Genomic DNA, 16,533 nt, shown 5'->3' with positions numbered 1-16,533 from the left:
GGACACAGTGGACTACTACGTTTCAGGGGTGTTGACGCCGAAGTGTCCGATCGTTGGGTTGCCGTACTGTCGGGCGGGCTCTCGCATGAGCGTGAGGTGTCGTTGCGCTCCGGGCGCCGGTTGTCGGCAGCGCTGCGTGCTGCGGACGTGACCGTGACCGAGTGGGACGCCGACAACCGGCTGTTGGATCGTCTCCGGAACGAGCGCCCGGACGCCGTCGTCATCGCGTTGCACGGTGGAGAAGGTGAGAACGGCGCGGTCCAGTCGATTCTCGAGATGCTCGGGACTCCTTATGTCGGCACCGACCCGCGAGCCTGCCGCCGGGCATGGGACAAGCCCACGGCGAAGGCCGAGATCGCCCGTGCCGGACTTGCCACACCGGATTGGGTCGTCCTGCCCCACTCGACCTTCCGGGAGCTCGGAGCGCAGCCGGTACTCGATGCACTGGTGGCGAAGCTGGGACTGCCGCTGATGCTCAAACCCGACCAGGGTGGTTCCGCTCTCGGCGCCAGAGTGGTACGCGACGCCGCCGAACTCCCCTCTGCGATGGTCGGTGCGCTGTCCTATGGCGACACCGTGCTTGTCGAGCAGTTCGTCGAGGGCACCGAGGTGGCCATCGGTGTCGTCGACGGCAAGGACGGGCCGGAGGCTCTCCCGGCCGTGCGGATCGAAGCCGCCGACGGGGTCTACGATTACGCCGCTCGCTACACTGCGGGCCTGACGAGTTATCAGGCTCCTGCCGAACTGGATACGGAGACCGCCACCAGAGCAGGAGAGCTTGCGGTGGCGGCGCACCGGCTGCTCGGATTGCGTGATGTGTCCCGGACCGACGCGATCATCGATCACAACGGCACCGTGCATTTTCTCGAAGTGAACGTATCCCCGGGCATGACCGAGACCTCGCTCTTCCCCATGGCCATCGATGCCGCCGATCGTTCCTTGGGAACCGTCTTCGCCGGACTCATCGAACGAGCCATCACCCGCGAGCACTGAGAGCGAACTCCGGCCACGTCGCTCCGGAAGGAGCAGCCCACCCGGAGCCCTCGCCCGGATCACGAAGGTTCCCGCCCGGGAACGGCATGACCCTCGGGTTTCACGTGAAACATCCCAACGCGCCGAACACCTCAGTGTCACCGTGACGAAAGAGGGTCATGTCAGCCGGTCGCCGATCTCGGGGGAATTTTCGGCCGGATTTTCCAACATCAACTCGGCCAGACGTTCGAGATCATCCGCCGAGCCGAACTCGACCACGATGCGTCCTTTGCGCCGCCCGGACTCGACCTTGACCTTGGTGTCCCACTGGTCGGAGAGCTTTTCCGCCAGCCGCTCAGCTCCTGGGATCTCCATCTGCTTACGCGGTGACGAATTCGGTTTCGCGGTTTCCGCGCCCTTCTGCAGGGTTACCGCCTCCTCGGTCGCCCGTACCGACAGGCCCTCGGCGATGATCCGGGAGGCAAGTTCCTCCTGTCCGTTCGGATCCTCCAGAGTCAACAAAGCTCGGGCGTGCCCGGCGGAAAGGACTCCCGCTGCGACCCGTCTCTGCACGGGCAGGGGAAGCCGCAGCAACCGGATGGTGTTCGTGATGACCGGACGGCTACGGCCGATCCGGTCGGCGAGTTCATCGTGGGTCACGTCGAACTCGTCCAGCAATTGCTGGTAAGCGGAAGCCTCCTCCAGAGGATTGAGCTGCACTCGATGGATGTTCTCCAGCAATGCATCCCGCAGCAGTGCATCGTCCTGCCGGGTCTGCCGAACGATGGCAGGAAGGACTTCCAGCCCCGCTCGCTGCGCGGCACGCCACCGCCGTTCTCCCATGATCAGCTCGTACTGGTCACGGGCCACGGCACGCACGACGATCGGCTGCATCAGCCCGAACTCACCGATGGAGTGCTCCAGTTCGGCGAGCGCATCCTCGTCGAATACCTGACGGGGCTGGCGTGGATTCGGCGTAATCGCCGCAATGCTGATTTCGCGGTAGACCGCACCGGCCACCACGCCGTCCGTTTCACGTGAAACCGAGTCCTCCTCGGCCTTGATCGAACGGTGCTCCTCCTGCCGCGATTCCGCCGGAGGGTCGCTCGAAACCCCGGTATCCGCCTGCGACGCGGCCGACCATGCGGCTGCCCGTGCGGAAACCTCCTCGGCACCCTCCGCCTGGGGCGCGCTCGGAATCAACGCGGCCAGCCCTCGGCCCAGACCACCTCGACGCTCCGTCATGCCGTCTTCCCCTCCGAACCTCGTTCGGCAATCTCACGCGCCGCATCGAGGTAACTCATGGAACCACGTGACCCCGGGTCATAGGTCAGCACGGTCTGCCCGAACCCGGGTGCCTCGGAGATCTTGACGCTGCGCGGGATCACCGTCCGCAGGGCGAGCTCACCGAAATGCTCACGCACCTCGCTGGTGACCTGATCGGCGAGTTTGGTCCGGCCGTCGTACATGGTCAGCAGGATCGTGGACACCGTCAACGCCGGATTCAGATGCGACTGCACGAGTTCGATATTGCTCAGCAGCTGGCCGAGCCCCTCGAGTGCGTAGTACTCGCACTGGATCGGGATGACCACCTCGTCCGCAGCCACCATCGCATTCACCGTGAGCAGCCCGAGCGACGGCGGACAATCGATGAAGACGTAATCCACATCGAACCCGTCCAGCACTTCGCTGCGAAGTGCCTCCTTCAGACGGGCCTCCCGGGCGACCATCGTGACCAACTCGATTTCCGAACCGGCGAGGTCGATGGTGGCCGGAACACAGAAGAGATTCTGCGACTGGGTGCTCTCCGCGGCCGCATCGGCGATGCCGATTTCCCCCAGGAGCACCTCGTACACCGAGGGGACGCTGGAGCGATGCTCCACACCGAGTGCGGTACTCGCATTGCCCTGCGGGTCAAGATCGATGACGAGCACCTTGAGGCCCTGAAGGGCCAGGGCCGCGGCAAGGTTCACCGTGCTCGTCGTCTTGCCGACCCCGCCCTTCTGGTTGGCGACGGTCAGGATCCGCCGATGGTCGGGGCGGGGAAGTTGGATCGTCTCCGGATGCAGTACCCGAGTGGCACGTTCGGCTTCCTCCATGATCGGAGTCCAGCCGAAGCCCTCCGCGCTGATTCCGCTCGACTGCCCGCCCTCACTCGATCCCGCTGAGGGGAACCGCATGCCACCGACCGCGCGTCCCCTGGTTTCACGTGAAACGTGATCCGTTCCGTTCGACTCCGGATTCATGCGTCAACGATCCTTCCTTGTCCGACGCTTACCGCCGCGACGACGAACGGATCCGGACCGCGGCGAGGCCTCGGATGTCCGTTCCACCACCACGACGTTGGTAGGTACCGCGAGTACTCCATCGCCACAGGAGATCACCTCCTGACGGCCGCCGCCGACATGCTCGATCGCGGTGCGGTCCCGAGCAAGTTCCTCCGACGCACTGGAACCCTTCAAGGCGAGCAACCGGCCACCCGGACGCACCAGAGGCAGGCACCACCCGGCAAGGCGCTCCATCGGTGCGACAGCACGAGCGATCACGGCGTCCTGCTGCGCACATTGCTCCCGTACCGGAGCCTCCTCGGCGCGCCCGCGCACCACCTCGGCGGTCAGTGCCAACTCGGTGACGACCTCCTGCAACCAAGCCACCCGCCGAGCCATCGGCTCGAGCAGCGTGAACCGTATATCCGGGCGTGCGATTGCCAATGGGATTCCCGGGAGTCCCGCCCCGGAGCCTACGTCGAGAACCCCACTCTGCGGTGTCAGCAACTCCGCAATCACCGCCGAGTTCAGCAAATGTCTTTCCCACAGTCGATCGACCTCACGAGGTCCGATCAAACCACGCCGAACACCATGCTCGGTGAGCATCTCCGCGAAACGCTCCGCCAAGGGGAGGTGCTCACCGAAAACCCGCTGCTTGGCCTCCTGCCCGAGTTCCGGAGTCCGTTCCTCCGCGCGGTCATCCACTCAACTCACCCTCCCTGGAGCCGTTTCACGTGAAACTCCCGTATCCCCGTGCCCCGAGAAGGACCCTAGCCCGCAGCAGCCACTGCAAACACCGGCCGGAAGTGCGTGTTTCACGTGAAACGGAATCCGAGCCAAAAAAGCTGCCCCCTGGTCACCCGGGACCATGAGGGCAGCTTCCACAGCGATCTCCCGAGTCACTCCACCCGGTACACGACGACCTTCCGGTCCGGGGATTCGCCCTCGCTTTCGCTGTGCACCCCGGCAACCTCGGCCACCGCGTCGTGTACGATCTTGCGCTCGAACGGAGTCATCGGACGCAGCCGTGTCTCCTCGCCCGTTTCGAGCACGCTCTCGGCAGTGGTGCGACCCAGCTTACTCAGCTCCGCACGCCGGCTCGCGCGCCAACCGGCGACATCGAGCATCAAGCGACTCCGCTCACCGGTCTCCTGCTGTACCGCCAGCCGTGTCAGCTCCTGCAGAGCCTCGAGAACCTCTCCGCGCTGACCGACGAGTTTCTCGAGATCTCCACCGCCATCGATGCTGACGATCGCTCGTCCCGCTTCCACATCGAGGTCGATGTCGCCGTCGTAGTCGAGCAGGTCGAGCAGTTTCTCCAAATAGTCACCCGCGACATCACCTTCCTGGACAAGGGTCATCTCGGTGTCGGTCACGGTCTCGTCTGCCGGAACCTCTGCATCCTGGCCGGATTCCTGCACGGTTTCGGACACTGGGTGTCTCCTCTCCAGGGATTCGCGAGGGGTTCATCGGGACTCCCCCGAGGCATCCCCGTCACGAGAACGGTCTTCGGTCACTCCGGGTACTTCACCGGGTTGGTCATTGCTCATACGCTCCGCCGGACCGGCCTGCGTGACCACGTCACCCGACTCGGCGGTCGACTCGACCACCGCAGGTGCGGCCACCGCACGCTCGGCTTCCTCACGGTCGATCCTGCGAAAAACGATTCGTTGCTGAGCCAGTGTCCAGAAGTTGTTGGCCAGCCAGTAGAGCAGGATCGCCAGCGGCAGGAACGGTCCCCCGACGAGTGCGAACATCGGAAACAGCCACAGCGTCATGCGATTCATGAGCGCGGTCTGCGAGTTCGCGTTCTGGTCCGGGACCTGGCGCTGCACCGAGTGCCGTGCCGTGAAGTGAGTCGCAATGGCCGCCGCGATCATCAGCGGCACACCCACCATGATCATGGACATGCGGTCGGTGCCGAACTTGGCGAGCACCTGAGACGATTGACTGATCGTGTTCGCCAGGTTGGCACCGAACAAGTCGGCTTCCACGAACGAGAGGACATCGGCACGGTCGAACACGAAGTTCGACGGTGCATCCGGCTTGAACCCGTTGAGTACCTGGAACAGACCGATGAACACCGGCACCTGCACCAACATCGGCAGGCAGCCACCGGCCGGATTGAATCCCTCCTCGGCCTGCAACTTCTGCAGCTCCTGGGCCATCCGCTGCCGGTCATCGCGATACTTGTTCTGCAGCTCGCGAATCTGCGGGGCGAACTCCTGCATCTTCTTCATCGAGCGCACCTGGTGCACGAACGGCTTGAACAGCAGCGCACGCAAGCTGAATACCAGGAAAACGACCGAGAGGGCCCAGGCGTAGCCACTCGCCGGGTCGAGGATGTAGCCGAAGACCGTGTGCCAGAACCACAGGATCGCCGAAACCGGATAATTGATGAAGTCCAGCACTGAACTACTCCTCGGCGTACGGTCGGGGGTTCTGGGTGTTGCCGGACCCGTCCTGCCCCGTGGAATCCCGTCCCGTGGAATCCTGCCCGGTCGTCCCCCGATCGGGCGATCCCCGCCGGGATGACCTCCGCCGGGGTGGTACGGGATCAAGCCCGCCGGGGTGCCAGGGGCCGCAGCGCAATAGACGCCACAGGGTCAGCCTGCTACCGCGAAATGCTCCGTGCACCGTCAGTGCTTCCACCGCGTAGGCACTGCAGCTCGGATAGAACCGGCAAGTCGGGGGGAGCAGCGGCGAGATCACCGCGCGGTAGATCCGGATGGGCAGCAGCAGGAGCCGGGCAACCGGTCCCGGGCGTTGCGCGGTGTCGCGATAGTTCTCGACGGGTGGGTCTTGCTCTGCCATCATGTGTTTTCCGTCGGCGGGAGCCCCTCGGACGCAGTGGACACCCGCAGCTTGCGGAATGCGGAGTCGAGGTCCCTCCCCAAATCGCGACTGGTCGCACCGGCCGCCGGGGGCAGAGCTCGCACCACAACCAGTGTGCCAGGAGGAAGCCCGCCGAGGCGTTCACGCATGAGGTGCCGAAGGCGTCGTGCAACCCGGTGGCGCATCACCGCGTTGCCGACGGCCTTGCTCACGACAAAACCCACCCGGGGCGATTCGTCTCGTTCCCGGATGGGTGCCGCTTCGGTGGCCGAGGCTGTGCCGGACCGATGTGCACCGCCGTTTCGGAGCGATGCACCATCCGAACAGCATTCAGTGGCACGTGCCGGAGCAGCCTCGGTTCCACCCGGCTGCGTCAGCACGTGCACCACCAGACGCGATCGCCCGGCTCGGCGACCTCGACGGACCACCAGACTGAAGTCCTGGCTTCGGGTCAGCCGGGCAGCCGCAGGAAGCACGATCGTCAGTGCTCAGGCGGTCAACTGCTTACGACCCCTGCGACGGCGAGCGGCCACGATCGCGCGGCCGGCCCGGGTGCGCATGCGCAGCCGGAACCCGTGGGTCTTGGCCCGCTTACGATTGTTCGGCTGGAAGGTGCGCTTGCCCTTGCTCACGGTCGGATCTCCCGGTTACTACAGGCACACAATGGCCACAGTGGCTCGGTCAGGTGTCCCCGCCGACAGGTTGCGGTCGCGACTCATCACCGTGGCCGGGACAAGCCCGGCAGGAAGAGTACGTGTGCCACGCCGATGCGGCATGACACACAGCGCCTGAACACCATCGGAAACCAAGCGCAACCGCATGCCCGCTTCTGCAGCGGGGGACCATACGAGGGTACGCAGGAGCAATCGGCGATTCCAAACCGGGGTCTCGGAACCACCCCGCACGTCCCGAGGAACCACTCTGCGAAAGCGCTGTCGGCAGGCCGATCATGCTCCTCGAGCGACACCACCTTGAAGGGCACGAGACCCGCTTGTTAACCTGCCCGTCTGCCAAACGCTCGATTCACCGGCTGTCGACTCACCGGCTGTCGACTCGTCAGCCGTCGGCCGTTCCGCCGACGCAGAACAACCACAAGGATCCACCGTAACGGTTCCGACCTCGACTGGTACGGCACTGTGGGCCCCAGGACGTCCCACCACGTTGCCCTGTCGTACCTTCGTGCACAGTTGTGGACAACTCTGTGGATACGTATCTCGACAACGGCCACCCGAAAAGCGGCCACCCGGAGCTGCCTCGACAACCGTGTAGGTCCTGTGATTCGTGCGGGCGCCAGGGCACGCGGGTCACGTGCCGATGAGGGGAGGGGAGTGCAGCGGTGTCCGACCACCAAACCGATCTCGAGCGGGTCTGGGACGAGGTGGTTCACGAGCTGTCCTCGGGCACGCTCTCGCCTCAGCAACGCGCGTGGATGCGAGTGACACGCCCGATCGGACTGCTGGACGGTACCGCTCTGTTGGCCGCTCCGAGCGACTTCGCGAAGGAAGCGATCGAACGTGCGCTCCGGGATCCGATCACCGATGCGCTCTCCCGCAGGCTCGGCCGTTCCGTATCCCTGGCCGTCAAGGTGGACACCACCGTTCCGGCCCCGACCCGGCCGGTCACCCAGCAGCAGGCTCCCGGAGCCGACCCGCAGGTCGAGCAGAACCCGACCGCCGACCGACCGGGTGAGTTCGAATACACCGAAGCTCCCTACGGGACCTCGCCGTATCCCGCGACTTCCTCCCCGAGCGGACGCTACGACAGAGCCCCTGGCATGCGCCCCCCCGACGAGAGGCCATCGGGCGACGGGAGTCCCGATTATCGGGGTGCGGACCCCTGGAACCCGGAGTATCGGACACACGAGCAGCCCCCTGACGACCACCGGCCGGAAACCTACGGCAACACCGCACATACCGGCTCGATCAGCGGTTCACTCCCCACGGCATCGACCGCAGGACAACAGATACCCGGCAGCGGGGAGGAGCCCGACCTCTTCGCAGCCTACTCGCCACAGCACAGCAGCCCGACCGGCTACGATCATCGAGGATCGACCTCGGAGAGCACGGGCCGGGGAAGCACACCCCCGGGGAACTCCGCGAGTACGGCCGACGCAGCCGGTGAGGTCGAACCGGACGACGAGGAGGAAGGCGAGGCGCTCAACACCGCCAACGAGATTTGGCCGACCTTCGGGGGCGGAAACCAACCCGAAACCCAGCAGGGACAGCCGTTCACCGCGCCGAAGCACGCACCGCCGACCTCGCAGACACGTCTCAACGCGAAGTACACCTTCGACACGTTCGTGATCGGTGCCTCCAACCGCTTCGCCCATGCCGCGGCCGTGGCCGGCGCGGAGGCGCCTGCCCGCGCATACAACCCGCTGTTCATCTGGGGAGAGTCCGGGCTGGGCAAAACACACCTGCTGCACGCGGTGGGGCACTACGCGCAACGCCTGTTCCCGGGGATGCGCGTGCGGTACGTCTCCACCGAGGAGTTCACCAACGACTTCATCAACTCGTTGCGCGACGACCGGCAGGTCGCCTTCCAGCGCCGCTACCGCGACGTCGATGTGCTGCTGGTCGACGACATCCAGTTCCTGGAGGGCAAGGAAGGGACTCAGGAGGAGTTCTTCCATACCTTCAACACACTGCACAACTCCAACAAGCAGATCGTGGTGTCCTCCGATCGCCCACCGAAGAGTCTGCACACGCTGGAGGATCGGCTGCGCACCCGCTTCGAGTGGGGCCTGATCACCGACATCCAGCCACCGGAGCTGGAAACCCGGATCGCGATTCTGCGGAAGAAGGCCGCGCAGGACCGGATGGCCGCACCCGCCGAGGTGCTGGAGTTCATCGCGGCGCGGATCGAGCGCAACATCCGCGAGCTGGAGGGTGCCCTGATCCGGGTCACCGCGTTCGCCTCGCTGAATCAGCAGCCCGTGGACGTGCAGCTGGCCGAGATCGTGCTGCGTGATCTCATTCCGGACTCGCATACCCCGGAGATCACCGCGGGCACGATCATGGCGGTCACCGCCGAGTTCTTCGAGGTCACCGTGGACGATCTGTGCGGTCCGGGCAAAACGAAAGCGCTGGCCCAAGCTCGGCAGATCGCCATGTACCTGTGCCGGGAGCTCACCGACTCGTCGCTGCCGAAGATCGGACAGAGCTTCGGCGGCCGGGACCACACGACGGTCATGCACGCGGACAAGAAGATCCGCAATGGGATGGCCGAGCGCCGCCGCGTCTACGACCAGGTCCAGGAACTGACCGCTCGTATCAAGCAGCAGTCCTCGCTGGCCTGAGCGCACCCGCGCATCCTGCGGCTCACACCTTTCCGCTGACCCACCCGCATGCGAGCACCCCGGTGACACAGAAGGATCCGGCCGCATCCGGGTGGCACCTCCGGTCGCACCCGTCGGATCGATCGGATCGCTTCGGACCTCACAGGGTGCACGCATCCGATATGAACCGACACGAAACGGACGCGCAGCAAGCACCAGCACGACGGGAATACGGAGCGTCACGGAACTCCTGAGATCTACCCGATTGTGAATTACCGCATTGTCTGCGGTCGGCAACTCGCCGGTAACCCGAGTTGTCCACAGCAAAACTCGTCCCCAAGGCTGCGCTGCGGTACCCCAAAAATCAACCACAAGCTGTACACAACGAAGCCGGACTTGCCCACAGGAAGGGCATCAGTTGCCCACAAGTTGTCCACAGAGTTGTCCACAACCCGTTCGAGGGATCTTGATCCACCCACAAGACCTGGGGATAACCTGGGGTCAGCCTGGGGATGGACTGTGGATAGATCAGTGGATCTTGGGGATGGTTTTATCCACAAGCCAAGTTGTCCACAGGCAAGCTCAATGATCCACAAGTTACCCACAGTGGGCTCCACAACCATGCACACCTGCGACCAGCGCAAAGTCGACTTATCCCCAGCGTCCACAGCCCCTACTACTACGGCTGTTTTTTCTCTTCTTTTTGGGAAAAAAGAAAAAAGAAGGGGCAGTGGACAAGTGAAGGAACATCCCGCCACGGCCGAACGACACCCCGTACCGAAGCCGGGACCCGGATGACGCGCTCACATCGCAGGCTCTACGGTGGAACTCCCCGTACCCGGTCGGCGGTCTGACGGCCGGGATGCCATCACCGGTGCCGAATCGCACCTACGATGGCCCACAGGCGAGCACGAGCTCTTCGCTCCACCGAAGTACCCCCAGCAAGACGTGTCCAGCAAGCCACCAGCGGCTGGAATCGAAAGGACTCCCATGAAGATCCGCGTGGAACGTGACGGTCTCGCCGACGCCGTCGCCTGGGTCGCACGCAGCGTCCCGTCACGGCCACCGGTTCCGGTCCTGGGTGGGGTGCTACTCGACGCGAGTTCCGAGGACACCCTGACCATCTCGGGATTCGACTACGAAGTCTCCGCCCAGGTCGGGGTCGAAGCCACGATCGAGTCGACCGGGCGCACCCTGGTCTCCGGCAGGCTGCTCGCGGACATCACCAAAGCGTTGCCATCGCGCCCCGTCGAGATCACCGTGGACGGCAACCGGGTCAGCATCACCTGCGGAAGCTCCCGGTTCAGCCTCCCCACGATGCCGGTGGAGGACTACCCGCAACTGCCCGGCATGCCCGAACATGCCGGTTCCGTTGCCGGTGACCTGTTCAGCGAAGCCGTCGCCCAGGTCGCGGTCGCCGCGGGCAAGGACGAGACGCTGCCGATGCTCACCGGCGTCCGGATCGAGATCAACGAGGACCGGTTGACGATGGTGGCCACGGACCGTTTCCGGTTGGCCATGCGCGAGTTCGCCTGGGAACCGAGTGGTGCGGTGACCGATACATCGGTGCTCGTACCGGCCAAGACCCTGGCGGACTCGGCCAAGACCCTGGGGAGCGCGGACAGCAAGGTCGAAATCTCGCTTGCCTCGGGTGACGGCCTGCTCGGCCTGTCCGGCCCCAGCCGCCGCAACACCAGTCGGCTCCTCGATGCGGAGTTCCCGAAATATCGCCAGTTGCTGCCTTCGGAGACCTCGGCGAGCACGATCATCGATGTCAACCCACTGGTGGATGCCATCAAGCGAGTGTCGCTGGTCGCCGAACGAGGCACTCAGGTGCGCCTGGAGTTCTCGGAATCCGGGCTGCGGCTGACGGCAGGGGGCGATGACGAAGGCAGCGCGGAGGAAGAACTGGCCGTCGAGTTCTCGGGCGACCCGCTGACGATCGCCTTCAACCCCGGCTATCTGCTCGACGGGCTCGGGGCGCTGAAGACCGATCGCGCTCAGATGCTGTTCACCACATCCAGCCGTCCCGCACTCCTCAAGCCGGTCGGGCAGGATGGTTCGGTGAGCGAGGGGTACCTCTACCTGCTGATGCCGGTCCGGATGCCCGGCTGAGTTGCCGGCCAGTGGGGCGAACAGCACCCTTCGCCGGTAGCCGCAATCCCCGAACAGTAGCCAAGGAGTTCCGGTGCAACTCGGTCTCATCGGTTTGGGCAAGATGGGTTTCAACATGCGTGCCCGACTGCACGCAGCCGGGCACGAGGTCGTGGGCTACGACCGCAATCCGGAGGTCAGTGATACCCCCTCGATCGCCGACCTGGTGCGGGAGCTACGAGGGCCCCGCGTGGTGTGGCTCATGATTCCGCATGGCGATCCGACCCGCCGGGCCATCGAGGAGCTGAGTGATGAGCTCGATACGGGTGACCTGGTGATCGAGGGTGGAAACTCGCGTTTCACCGACGATCAGACGAACGCCGCCTTGCTCGCGGAAAAAGGCATCAAGTACGTCGACGTCGGGGTTTCCGGAGGTGTGTGGGGCGCGGAGAACGGCTATGGCCTGATGGCCGGAGGCGACTCCGAGGACATCGAACGGGCAATGCCGATCTTCGACGCATTGCGCCCCGACGGCGAACGGGAGAAGGGCTTCGCCCACGCCGGCCCGGTCGGTGCGGGCCACTACGCCAAGATGGTGCACAACGGCATCGAGTACGGCCTGATGCAGGCCTACGCCGAGGGCTTCGAGCTGTTGGCCGCTTCCGACGTCGTCACCGACGTGCCCGCGACGATCAAGGCGTGGACCGAAGGTACCGTCGTACGTTCCTGGCTGCTGGACCTGCTGGTTCGTGCCCTGGAAGAGGATCCGGAGCTCGAGGAGCTGCAGGGCTACGTCAGCGACTCCGGTGAGGGACGCTGGACCATCGAGGAGTCGATCAACAACGCGGTGCCGACTCCGGCGATCACCTCGGCCCTGTTCGCCCGGTTCGCCTCACGTCAAGAGGACTCGCCCGCGATGAAGGCGGTGGCGGCGTTGCGCAATCAGTTCGGTGGCCACTCCGTCCGGTCCAGCGACGACTGATCCGTGTACGTCCGCCACTTACAATTGACCGATTTCCGCTCCTGGCAGCACGCCGACCTCGCGTTCGCACCGGGACCGAGTGTGCTGATCGGAGCGAACGGGCAGGGCAAAACGAATCTCGTCGAAGCACTCGGCTACGTCGCCACGCTCGGTTCGCACCGCGTCGCCACCGATGCGCCCCTGGTGCGCCACGGCGCCCAGCGGGCGGTGGTGCGGGCCACGGTCGTCCACGCGGGGCGGGAGTTGCTGGTGGAGATCGAGATCGCCGCAGGGCGGGCGAACCGGGCCCGGATCAACCGTGGTGCAGCGTCCCGCCCCCGGGACGTACTGGGCATCCTGCGCACCGTTCTGTTCGCACCGGAAGACCTGGTCATGGTGCGGGGGGATCCGAGCGAGCGACGCCGCTTCCTCGACGACCTGTTGGTCTCCCGCACACCGCGCTACGCGGGGGTACGTACCGACTACGAGCGGGTGCTCAAGCAGCGCAACGCACTGCTGAAATCCGCGGGAGCGGCACGCAAGGGCAAGTCGGTTTCGGATGACCTGCGCACTCTGGAGGTATGGGACGGGCATCTGGCCCGCCACGGTGCCGACCTGCTGGCGGGCCGGCTCGACCTGGTCGCGGATCTCGCGCCGCATGTGACCCGGTCGTATGCGAGCGTGGCCGCAACGGGGGCGCCGGACGGACAACAACCGGGAGAGGGGCCCTCCGGGCGTGTCGCTCGGGTGAGTTACCGCAGCAGTTTCGGTGACTCCCTCCCCGAAGGGTTCGGACCGCCCCACGGTACGCGTGCCGGTACCGAGGAAGGCCGCAAGGCGCTGGAATCCGCGCTGCTGTCGGAACTGGAGCAGGTGCGCTCGCAGGAGCTCGAACGCGGCGTTTCCCTCGTGGGGCCGCATCGTGACGATCTCGACCTCGTGCTCGGCGAGGCCCCGGCGAAGGGGTATGCCAGCCACGGCGAATCATGGTCGCTCGCACTGGCGTTGCGGCTGGCTTCTTACCACCTGTTGGCAGCGGATGGCGCGGAACCGGTGCTGGTGCTCGACGACGTCTTCGCCGAGCTCGACAGCAGGCGACGGGCACGACTGGCCGAACTGGTCGCGGGTGCCGAGCAGGTTCTGGTGACGGCGGCCGTGCCCGAGGACGTGCCCGAGGAGCTGTCCGGTGTCCGATTCGATGTGGGCGACGGTGAGGTACAGCGTGTCGAATGAATCCCCGCCGGTTCGTGGCAGGAATCCCCGGCCTCCGTCCCAGCAGGCCCCTCGACACTCGCAGCCACGAACAGTGGCAGGCAGCACATCCGTCCTCCCCGAGGAGGACAACCGCCACACGACTGGGGATAACTCTGTGGATAATGTGGACAACTCGGTCACCGAGAACTCGTCGAAGCCCGCTGGTGAGTCCGCGCCGGACGACTCTTCGCTTCCGCAGGACTCCACACTCCGGGGAGCGGACCTGGCGCGCGCGGCACTGCAGGCCGCTCGGGAGCAAACGAAAGCACGTGGCCGTGGCAGGCCGCGGAAAAAGACGACGAGTACGAAAGCCCGGCGCAGACGCGGCTGGTCCGGAGCCGGAACCGACGACCGCGACCCCCAGCCACTGGGACGCGTCGCCTCCCGGATCGCTGCCGACCACGGCTGGGCGGAACGCCTGGCCGGAGGGCGAATCTTCGGTGGATGGGCGGCTCTGGTGGGCGATGAGATCGCCGAGCACACCAAGCCGGTGGCCCTGCAGGAGGGGGAACTCACCGTGCAGGCCGAATCGACCGCCTGGGCCACGCAGCTCCGGTTGCTGCAGCGCCAGATCCTTCAGCGCATCGCCGATGCCCTTGGCAAAGACGTGGTCCGCCGGATCAAGGTGCAGGGACCTGCAGCGCCGAGCTGGCGCTACGGCCCCCGGCACATCCCCGGCCGTGGCCCCCGCGACACCTACGGCTGAACAAAGAACCCCACGGTGGCCATCGAGCACGCCGCAGACGGTTCGCGACCCCTGAAAACCCATCCTGATCCGTTTTATTGGCTCTGTGAGCAATCCAGGAGGGTCCTTGGCCCGCTTCTGAACGAGGGGACCAGTAGAATGGTTATCGGACAGGCAATCTGGCTCTAGGAGACACCGAGGCCCGTGGCAGCACAGAAGAACGACTACAGCGCTTCCTCCATCACCGTTCTCGAAGGCCTTGAGGCCGTCCGCAAGCGCCCCGGTATGTACATCGGTTCGACCGGCGAACGCGGCTTGCACCACCTGGTGTGGGAGGTTGTGGACAACTCGGTCGACGAAGCCATGGCCGGGCATGCGAGCCAAGTCAGCGTGACTCTGCTCGCCGATGGCGGCGTCCGGGTGTCCGACGACGGCCGCGGCATCCCGGTCGACCAGCATCCGGTGGAAAAGAAGCCGACACTCGAGGTCGTGCTGACCATGCTGCACGCGGGCGGCAAGTTCGGCGGTGACTCGTACGCGGTCTCCGGCGGTCTGCACGGTGTGGGGGTTTCCGTCGTCAACGCGCTCTCCTCCGTCCTGGAGGCGGAGATCCACCGCGACGGCCACGTGTGGCGTCAGCGCTACGAGGACTCCAAACCGGTGCATCCCCCCAAGAAGGGCGAGGCCACCAAGAAGACCGGCACGAGCATCGTGTTCTGGGCGGATCCGAACATCTTCGAAACCACCCGCTACAACGCCGAGACCGTCGCGCGCCGCCTGCAGGAGATGGCGTTCCTGAACAAGGGACTGACCATCGTGCTGCGCGACGAGCGCGCCGACGAGGAGGACGAGTCCGGAGAGGACGCCTCCGGCCAGACCGCACGCTCGACCGAACGGACCTTTCACTACCCGGGAGGCCTCGAGGACTTCGTCACCCACATCAACCACACCAAGGAGCCCATCCACAAGAAGGTCGTCAGCTTCAGCGCCTCCGGCAACGGCCACGAGGCCGAGATCGCGATGCAGTGGAACAACGGCTACCAGCAGTCGGTCTACACCTTCGCGAACACGATCAACACCCACGAGGGCGGTACGCACGAGGAAGGCTTCCGAGCGGCGCTGACCAGGGTGGTCAACGCCTACGCCAAGGAGAAGAAGCTTCTCAAGGACAAGGACTCCAGCCTCACCGGTGACGACGTCCGCGAGGGACTCGCGGCGATCGTGTCGGTGAAGGTCTCCGAACCCCAGTTCGAGGGACAGACGAAGACCAAGCTCGGCAACACCGAGGTGAAGTCCTTCGTGCAGACCACGGCGTTCGAGTGGCTCAACGACTGGTTCGAACGCAACCCGACCGAGGCGAAGACCATCATCAACAAGGCGGTCTCATCGGCACAGGCGCGGCAGGCGGCGCGCAAGGCCAAGGACCTCGTACGTCGCAAGTCCGCGATGGACATCGGCGGCCTCCCCGGCAAGCTCAAGGACTGCCAGTCCAACAACCCCGAGGAGTGCGAGCTCTACATCGTCGAGGGAGACTCGGCAGGCGGTTCGGCCAAGGAAGGGCGCGAGTCGCGGTACCAGGCGATCCTGCCGCTCCGCGGCAAGATCATCAACGTGGAGAAGTCCCGGATCGACAAGGTCCTCAAGAACGCCGAGGTCCAGTCGATCATCACGGCGCTGGGTACCGGCATTCACGACGAGTTCGACCTGTCGAAACTGCGGTACAACAAGATCGTGCTGATGGCCGATGCCGACGTCGACGGCCAGCACATCCGCACACTGCTGCTCACGCTGCTGTTCCGGTTCATGCGGCCACTGATCGAGAACGGTCACGTGTTCCTGGCCAGCCCCCCGCTCTACAAGATCAAGTGGCCGCGCGGCGAGCCGCAGTACGTCTACAGCGATCGCGAGCGCGACGCGATGCTGGAGCAGGGCGCCGCCGAGGGCAAGAAGCTGCCCAAGGAAGAGGGCATCCAGCGCTACAAGGGTCTCGGCGAGATGAACGCCCCCGAGCTGTGGGAGACCACGATGGACCCGGACAGCCGCCTGCTCATGCAGGTCACGATGGACGACGCGGCCACAGCCGACGAACTGTTCAGCGTGCTCATGGGCGAGGACGTCGAGGCGCGCCGCTCGTTTATCACCCGCAACGCCAAGGGCGTTCGTTTCCTCGACGTCTGACCCGTCGAGG

15 protein-coding genes are annotated in these 16,533 nt (G+C 65.3%); 7 read left to right on the top strand and 8 right to left on the bottom strand.

Features of this window, described 5'->3' with window-relative positions:
- Positions 1–42 precede the first annotated feature (42 nt).
- On the top strand, positions 43–993 hold the full coding sequence (locus tag JOF55_RS11010; protein WP_374727266.1) for a D-alanine--D-alanine ligase family protein: 951 nt from the start codon (positions 43–45) through the stop codon (positions 991–993).
- Between the two features lie 156 nt (positions 994–1,149).
- On the opposite strand, the gene JOF55_RS11005 is transcribed toward JOF55_RS11010, so the two are convergent.
- The 8 genes from JOF55_RS11005 to rpmH form a co-directional block, all read right to left on the bottom strand.
- Positions 1,150–2,217 (bottom strand): ParB/RepB/Spo0J family partition protein, encoded by a 1,068-nt coding sequence (locus JOF55_RS11005; RefSeq protein ID WP_310273176.1) that lies wholly within the window; start codon positions 2,215–2,217, stop codon positions 1,150–1,152.
- Complete coding sequence (locus JOF55_RS11000; protein WP_310273174.1) at positions 2,214–3,218, bottom strand: ParA family protein; 1,005 nt, start codon at positions 3,216–3,218, stop codon at positions 2,214–2,216. Before JOF55_RS11000 ends, JOF55_RS11005 begins: the two co-directional genes overlap by 4 nt.
- A 3-nt stretch (positions 3,219–3,221) precedes the next feature.
- Positions 3,222–3,944 (bottom strand): 16S rRNA (guanine(527)-N(7))-methyltransferase RsmG, encoded by a 723-nt coding sequence (gene rsmG / locus JOF55_RS10995; RefSeq protein ID WP_310273172.1) that lies wholly within the window; start codon positions 3,942–3,944, stop codon positions 3,222–3,224.
- A 194-nt stretch (positions 3,945–4,138) separates the two neighbouring features.
- Positions 4,139–4,672: a Jag family protein gene (locus tag JOF55_RS10990; protein WP_310273170.1), complete on the bottom strand. Its 534-nt coding sequence runs from the start codon at positions 4,670–4,672 to the stop codon at positions 4,139–4,141.
- A 33-nt stretch (positions 4,673–4,705) separates the two neighbouring features.
- Entirely contained in the window at positions 4,706–5,650 is a 945-nt protein-coding gene (gene yidC, locus JOF55_RS10985; protein WP_310273168.1) for a membrane protein insertase YidC, read from the bottom strand.
- Positions 5,651–5,654: 4 nt separating this feature from the next.
- The gene (gene yidD, locus JOF55_RS10980; RefSeq protein WP_374727452.1) at positions 5,655–6,053 is read right to left on the bottom strand and encodes a membrane protein insertion efficiency factor YidD; all 399 of its coding nucleotides are present in this window, start codon (positions 6,051–6,053) and stop codon (positions 5,655–5,657) included.
- Entirely contained in the window at positions 6,053–6,550 is a 498-nt protein-coding gene (gene rnpA, locus JOF55_RS10975) for a ribonuclease P protein component (RefSeq protein ID WP_310273165.1), read from the bottom strand. Before rnpA ends, yidD begins: the two co-directional genes overlap by 1 nt.
- 12 nt (positions 6,551–6,562) lie before the next feature.
- On the bottom strand, positions 6,563–6,706 hold the full coding sequence (gene rpmH / locus JOF55_RS10970; protein ID WP_310273163.1) for a 50S ribosomal protein L34: 144 nt from the start codon (positions 6,704–6,706) through the stop codon (positions 6,563–6,565).
- 704 nt (positions 6,707–7,410) lie between these two features.
- Between rpmH and dnaA the strand changes: the two genes are divergently transcribed.
- From dnaA to gyrB, 6 genes are all read left to right on the top strand, one after another.
- Positions 7,411–9,372, top strand: a complete 1,962-nt coding sequence (gene dnaA / locus JOF55_RS10965) for a chromosomal replication initiator protein DnaA (RefSeq protein ID WP_310273161.1) — start codon at positions 7,411–7,413, stop codon at positions 9,370–9,372.
- A 969-nt stretch (positions 9,373–10,341) separates the two neighbouring features.
- A complete protein-coding gene (dnaN, locus tag JOF55_RS10960; RefSeq protein ID WP_310273158.1) occupies positions 10,342–11,466 on the top strand; it encodes a DNA polymerase III subunit beta in 1,125 nt (374 codons plus the stop codon).
- A 73-nt stretch (positions 11,467–11,539) separates the two neighbouring features.
- Positions 11,540–12,427, top strand: a complete 888-nt coding sequence (gnd, locus tag JOF55_RS10955; RefSeq protein WP_310273156.1) for a phosphogluconate dehydrogenase (NAD(+)-dependent, decarboxylating) — start codon at positions 11,540–11,542, stop codon at positions 12,425–12,427.
- A gap of 3 nt (positions 12,428–12,430) precedes the next feature.
- A complete protein-coding gene (gene recF, locus JOF55_RS10950; RefSeq protein WP_310273154.1) occupies positions 12,431–13,639 on the top strand; it encodes a DNA replication/repair protein RecF in 1,209 nt (402 codons plus the stop codon).
- A 145-nt stretch (positions 13,640–13,784) separates the two neighbouring features.
- On the top strand, positions 13,785–14,366 hold the full coding sequence (locus JOF55_RS10945; protein WP_374727451.1) for a DciA family protein: 582 nt from the start codon (positions 13,785–13,787) through the stop codon (positions 14,364–14,366).
- Positions 14,367–14,549: 183 nt separating this feature from the next.
- On the top strand, positions 14,550–16,523 hold the full coding sequence (gene gyrB, locus JOF55_RS10940; RefSeq protein WP_310273150.1) for a DNA topoisomerase (ATP-hydrolyzing) subunit B: 1,974 nt from the start codon (positions 14,550–14,552) through the stop codon (positions 16,521–16,523).
- Positions 16,524–16,533 lie beyond the last annotated feature (10 nt).

Origin of the sequence: Haloactinomyces albus (assembly GCF_031458135.1) — a bacterium.
GTDB classification, from domain to species: Bacteria; Actinomycetota; Actinomycetes; order Mycobacteriales; family Pseudonocardiaceae; genus Haloactinomyces; species Haloactinomyces albus.
The sequence above is the reverse complement of the archived record's forward strand: the minus strand, read 5'-3'. Positions and strand labels throughout refer to the sequence as shown.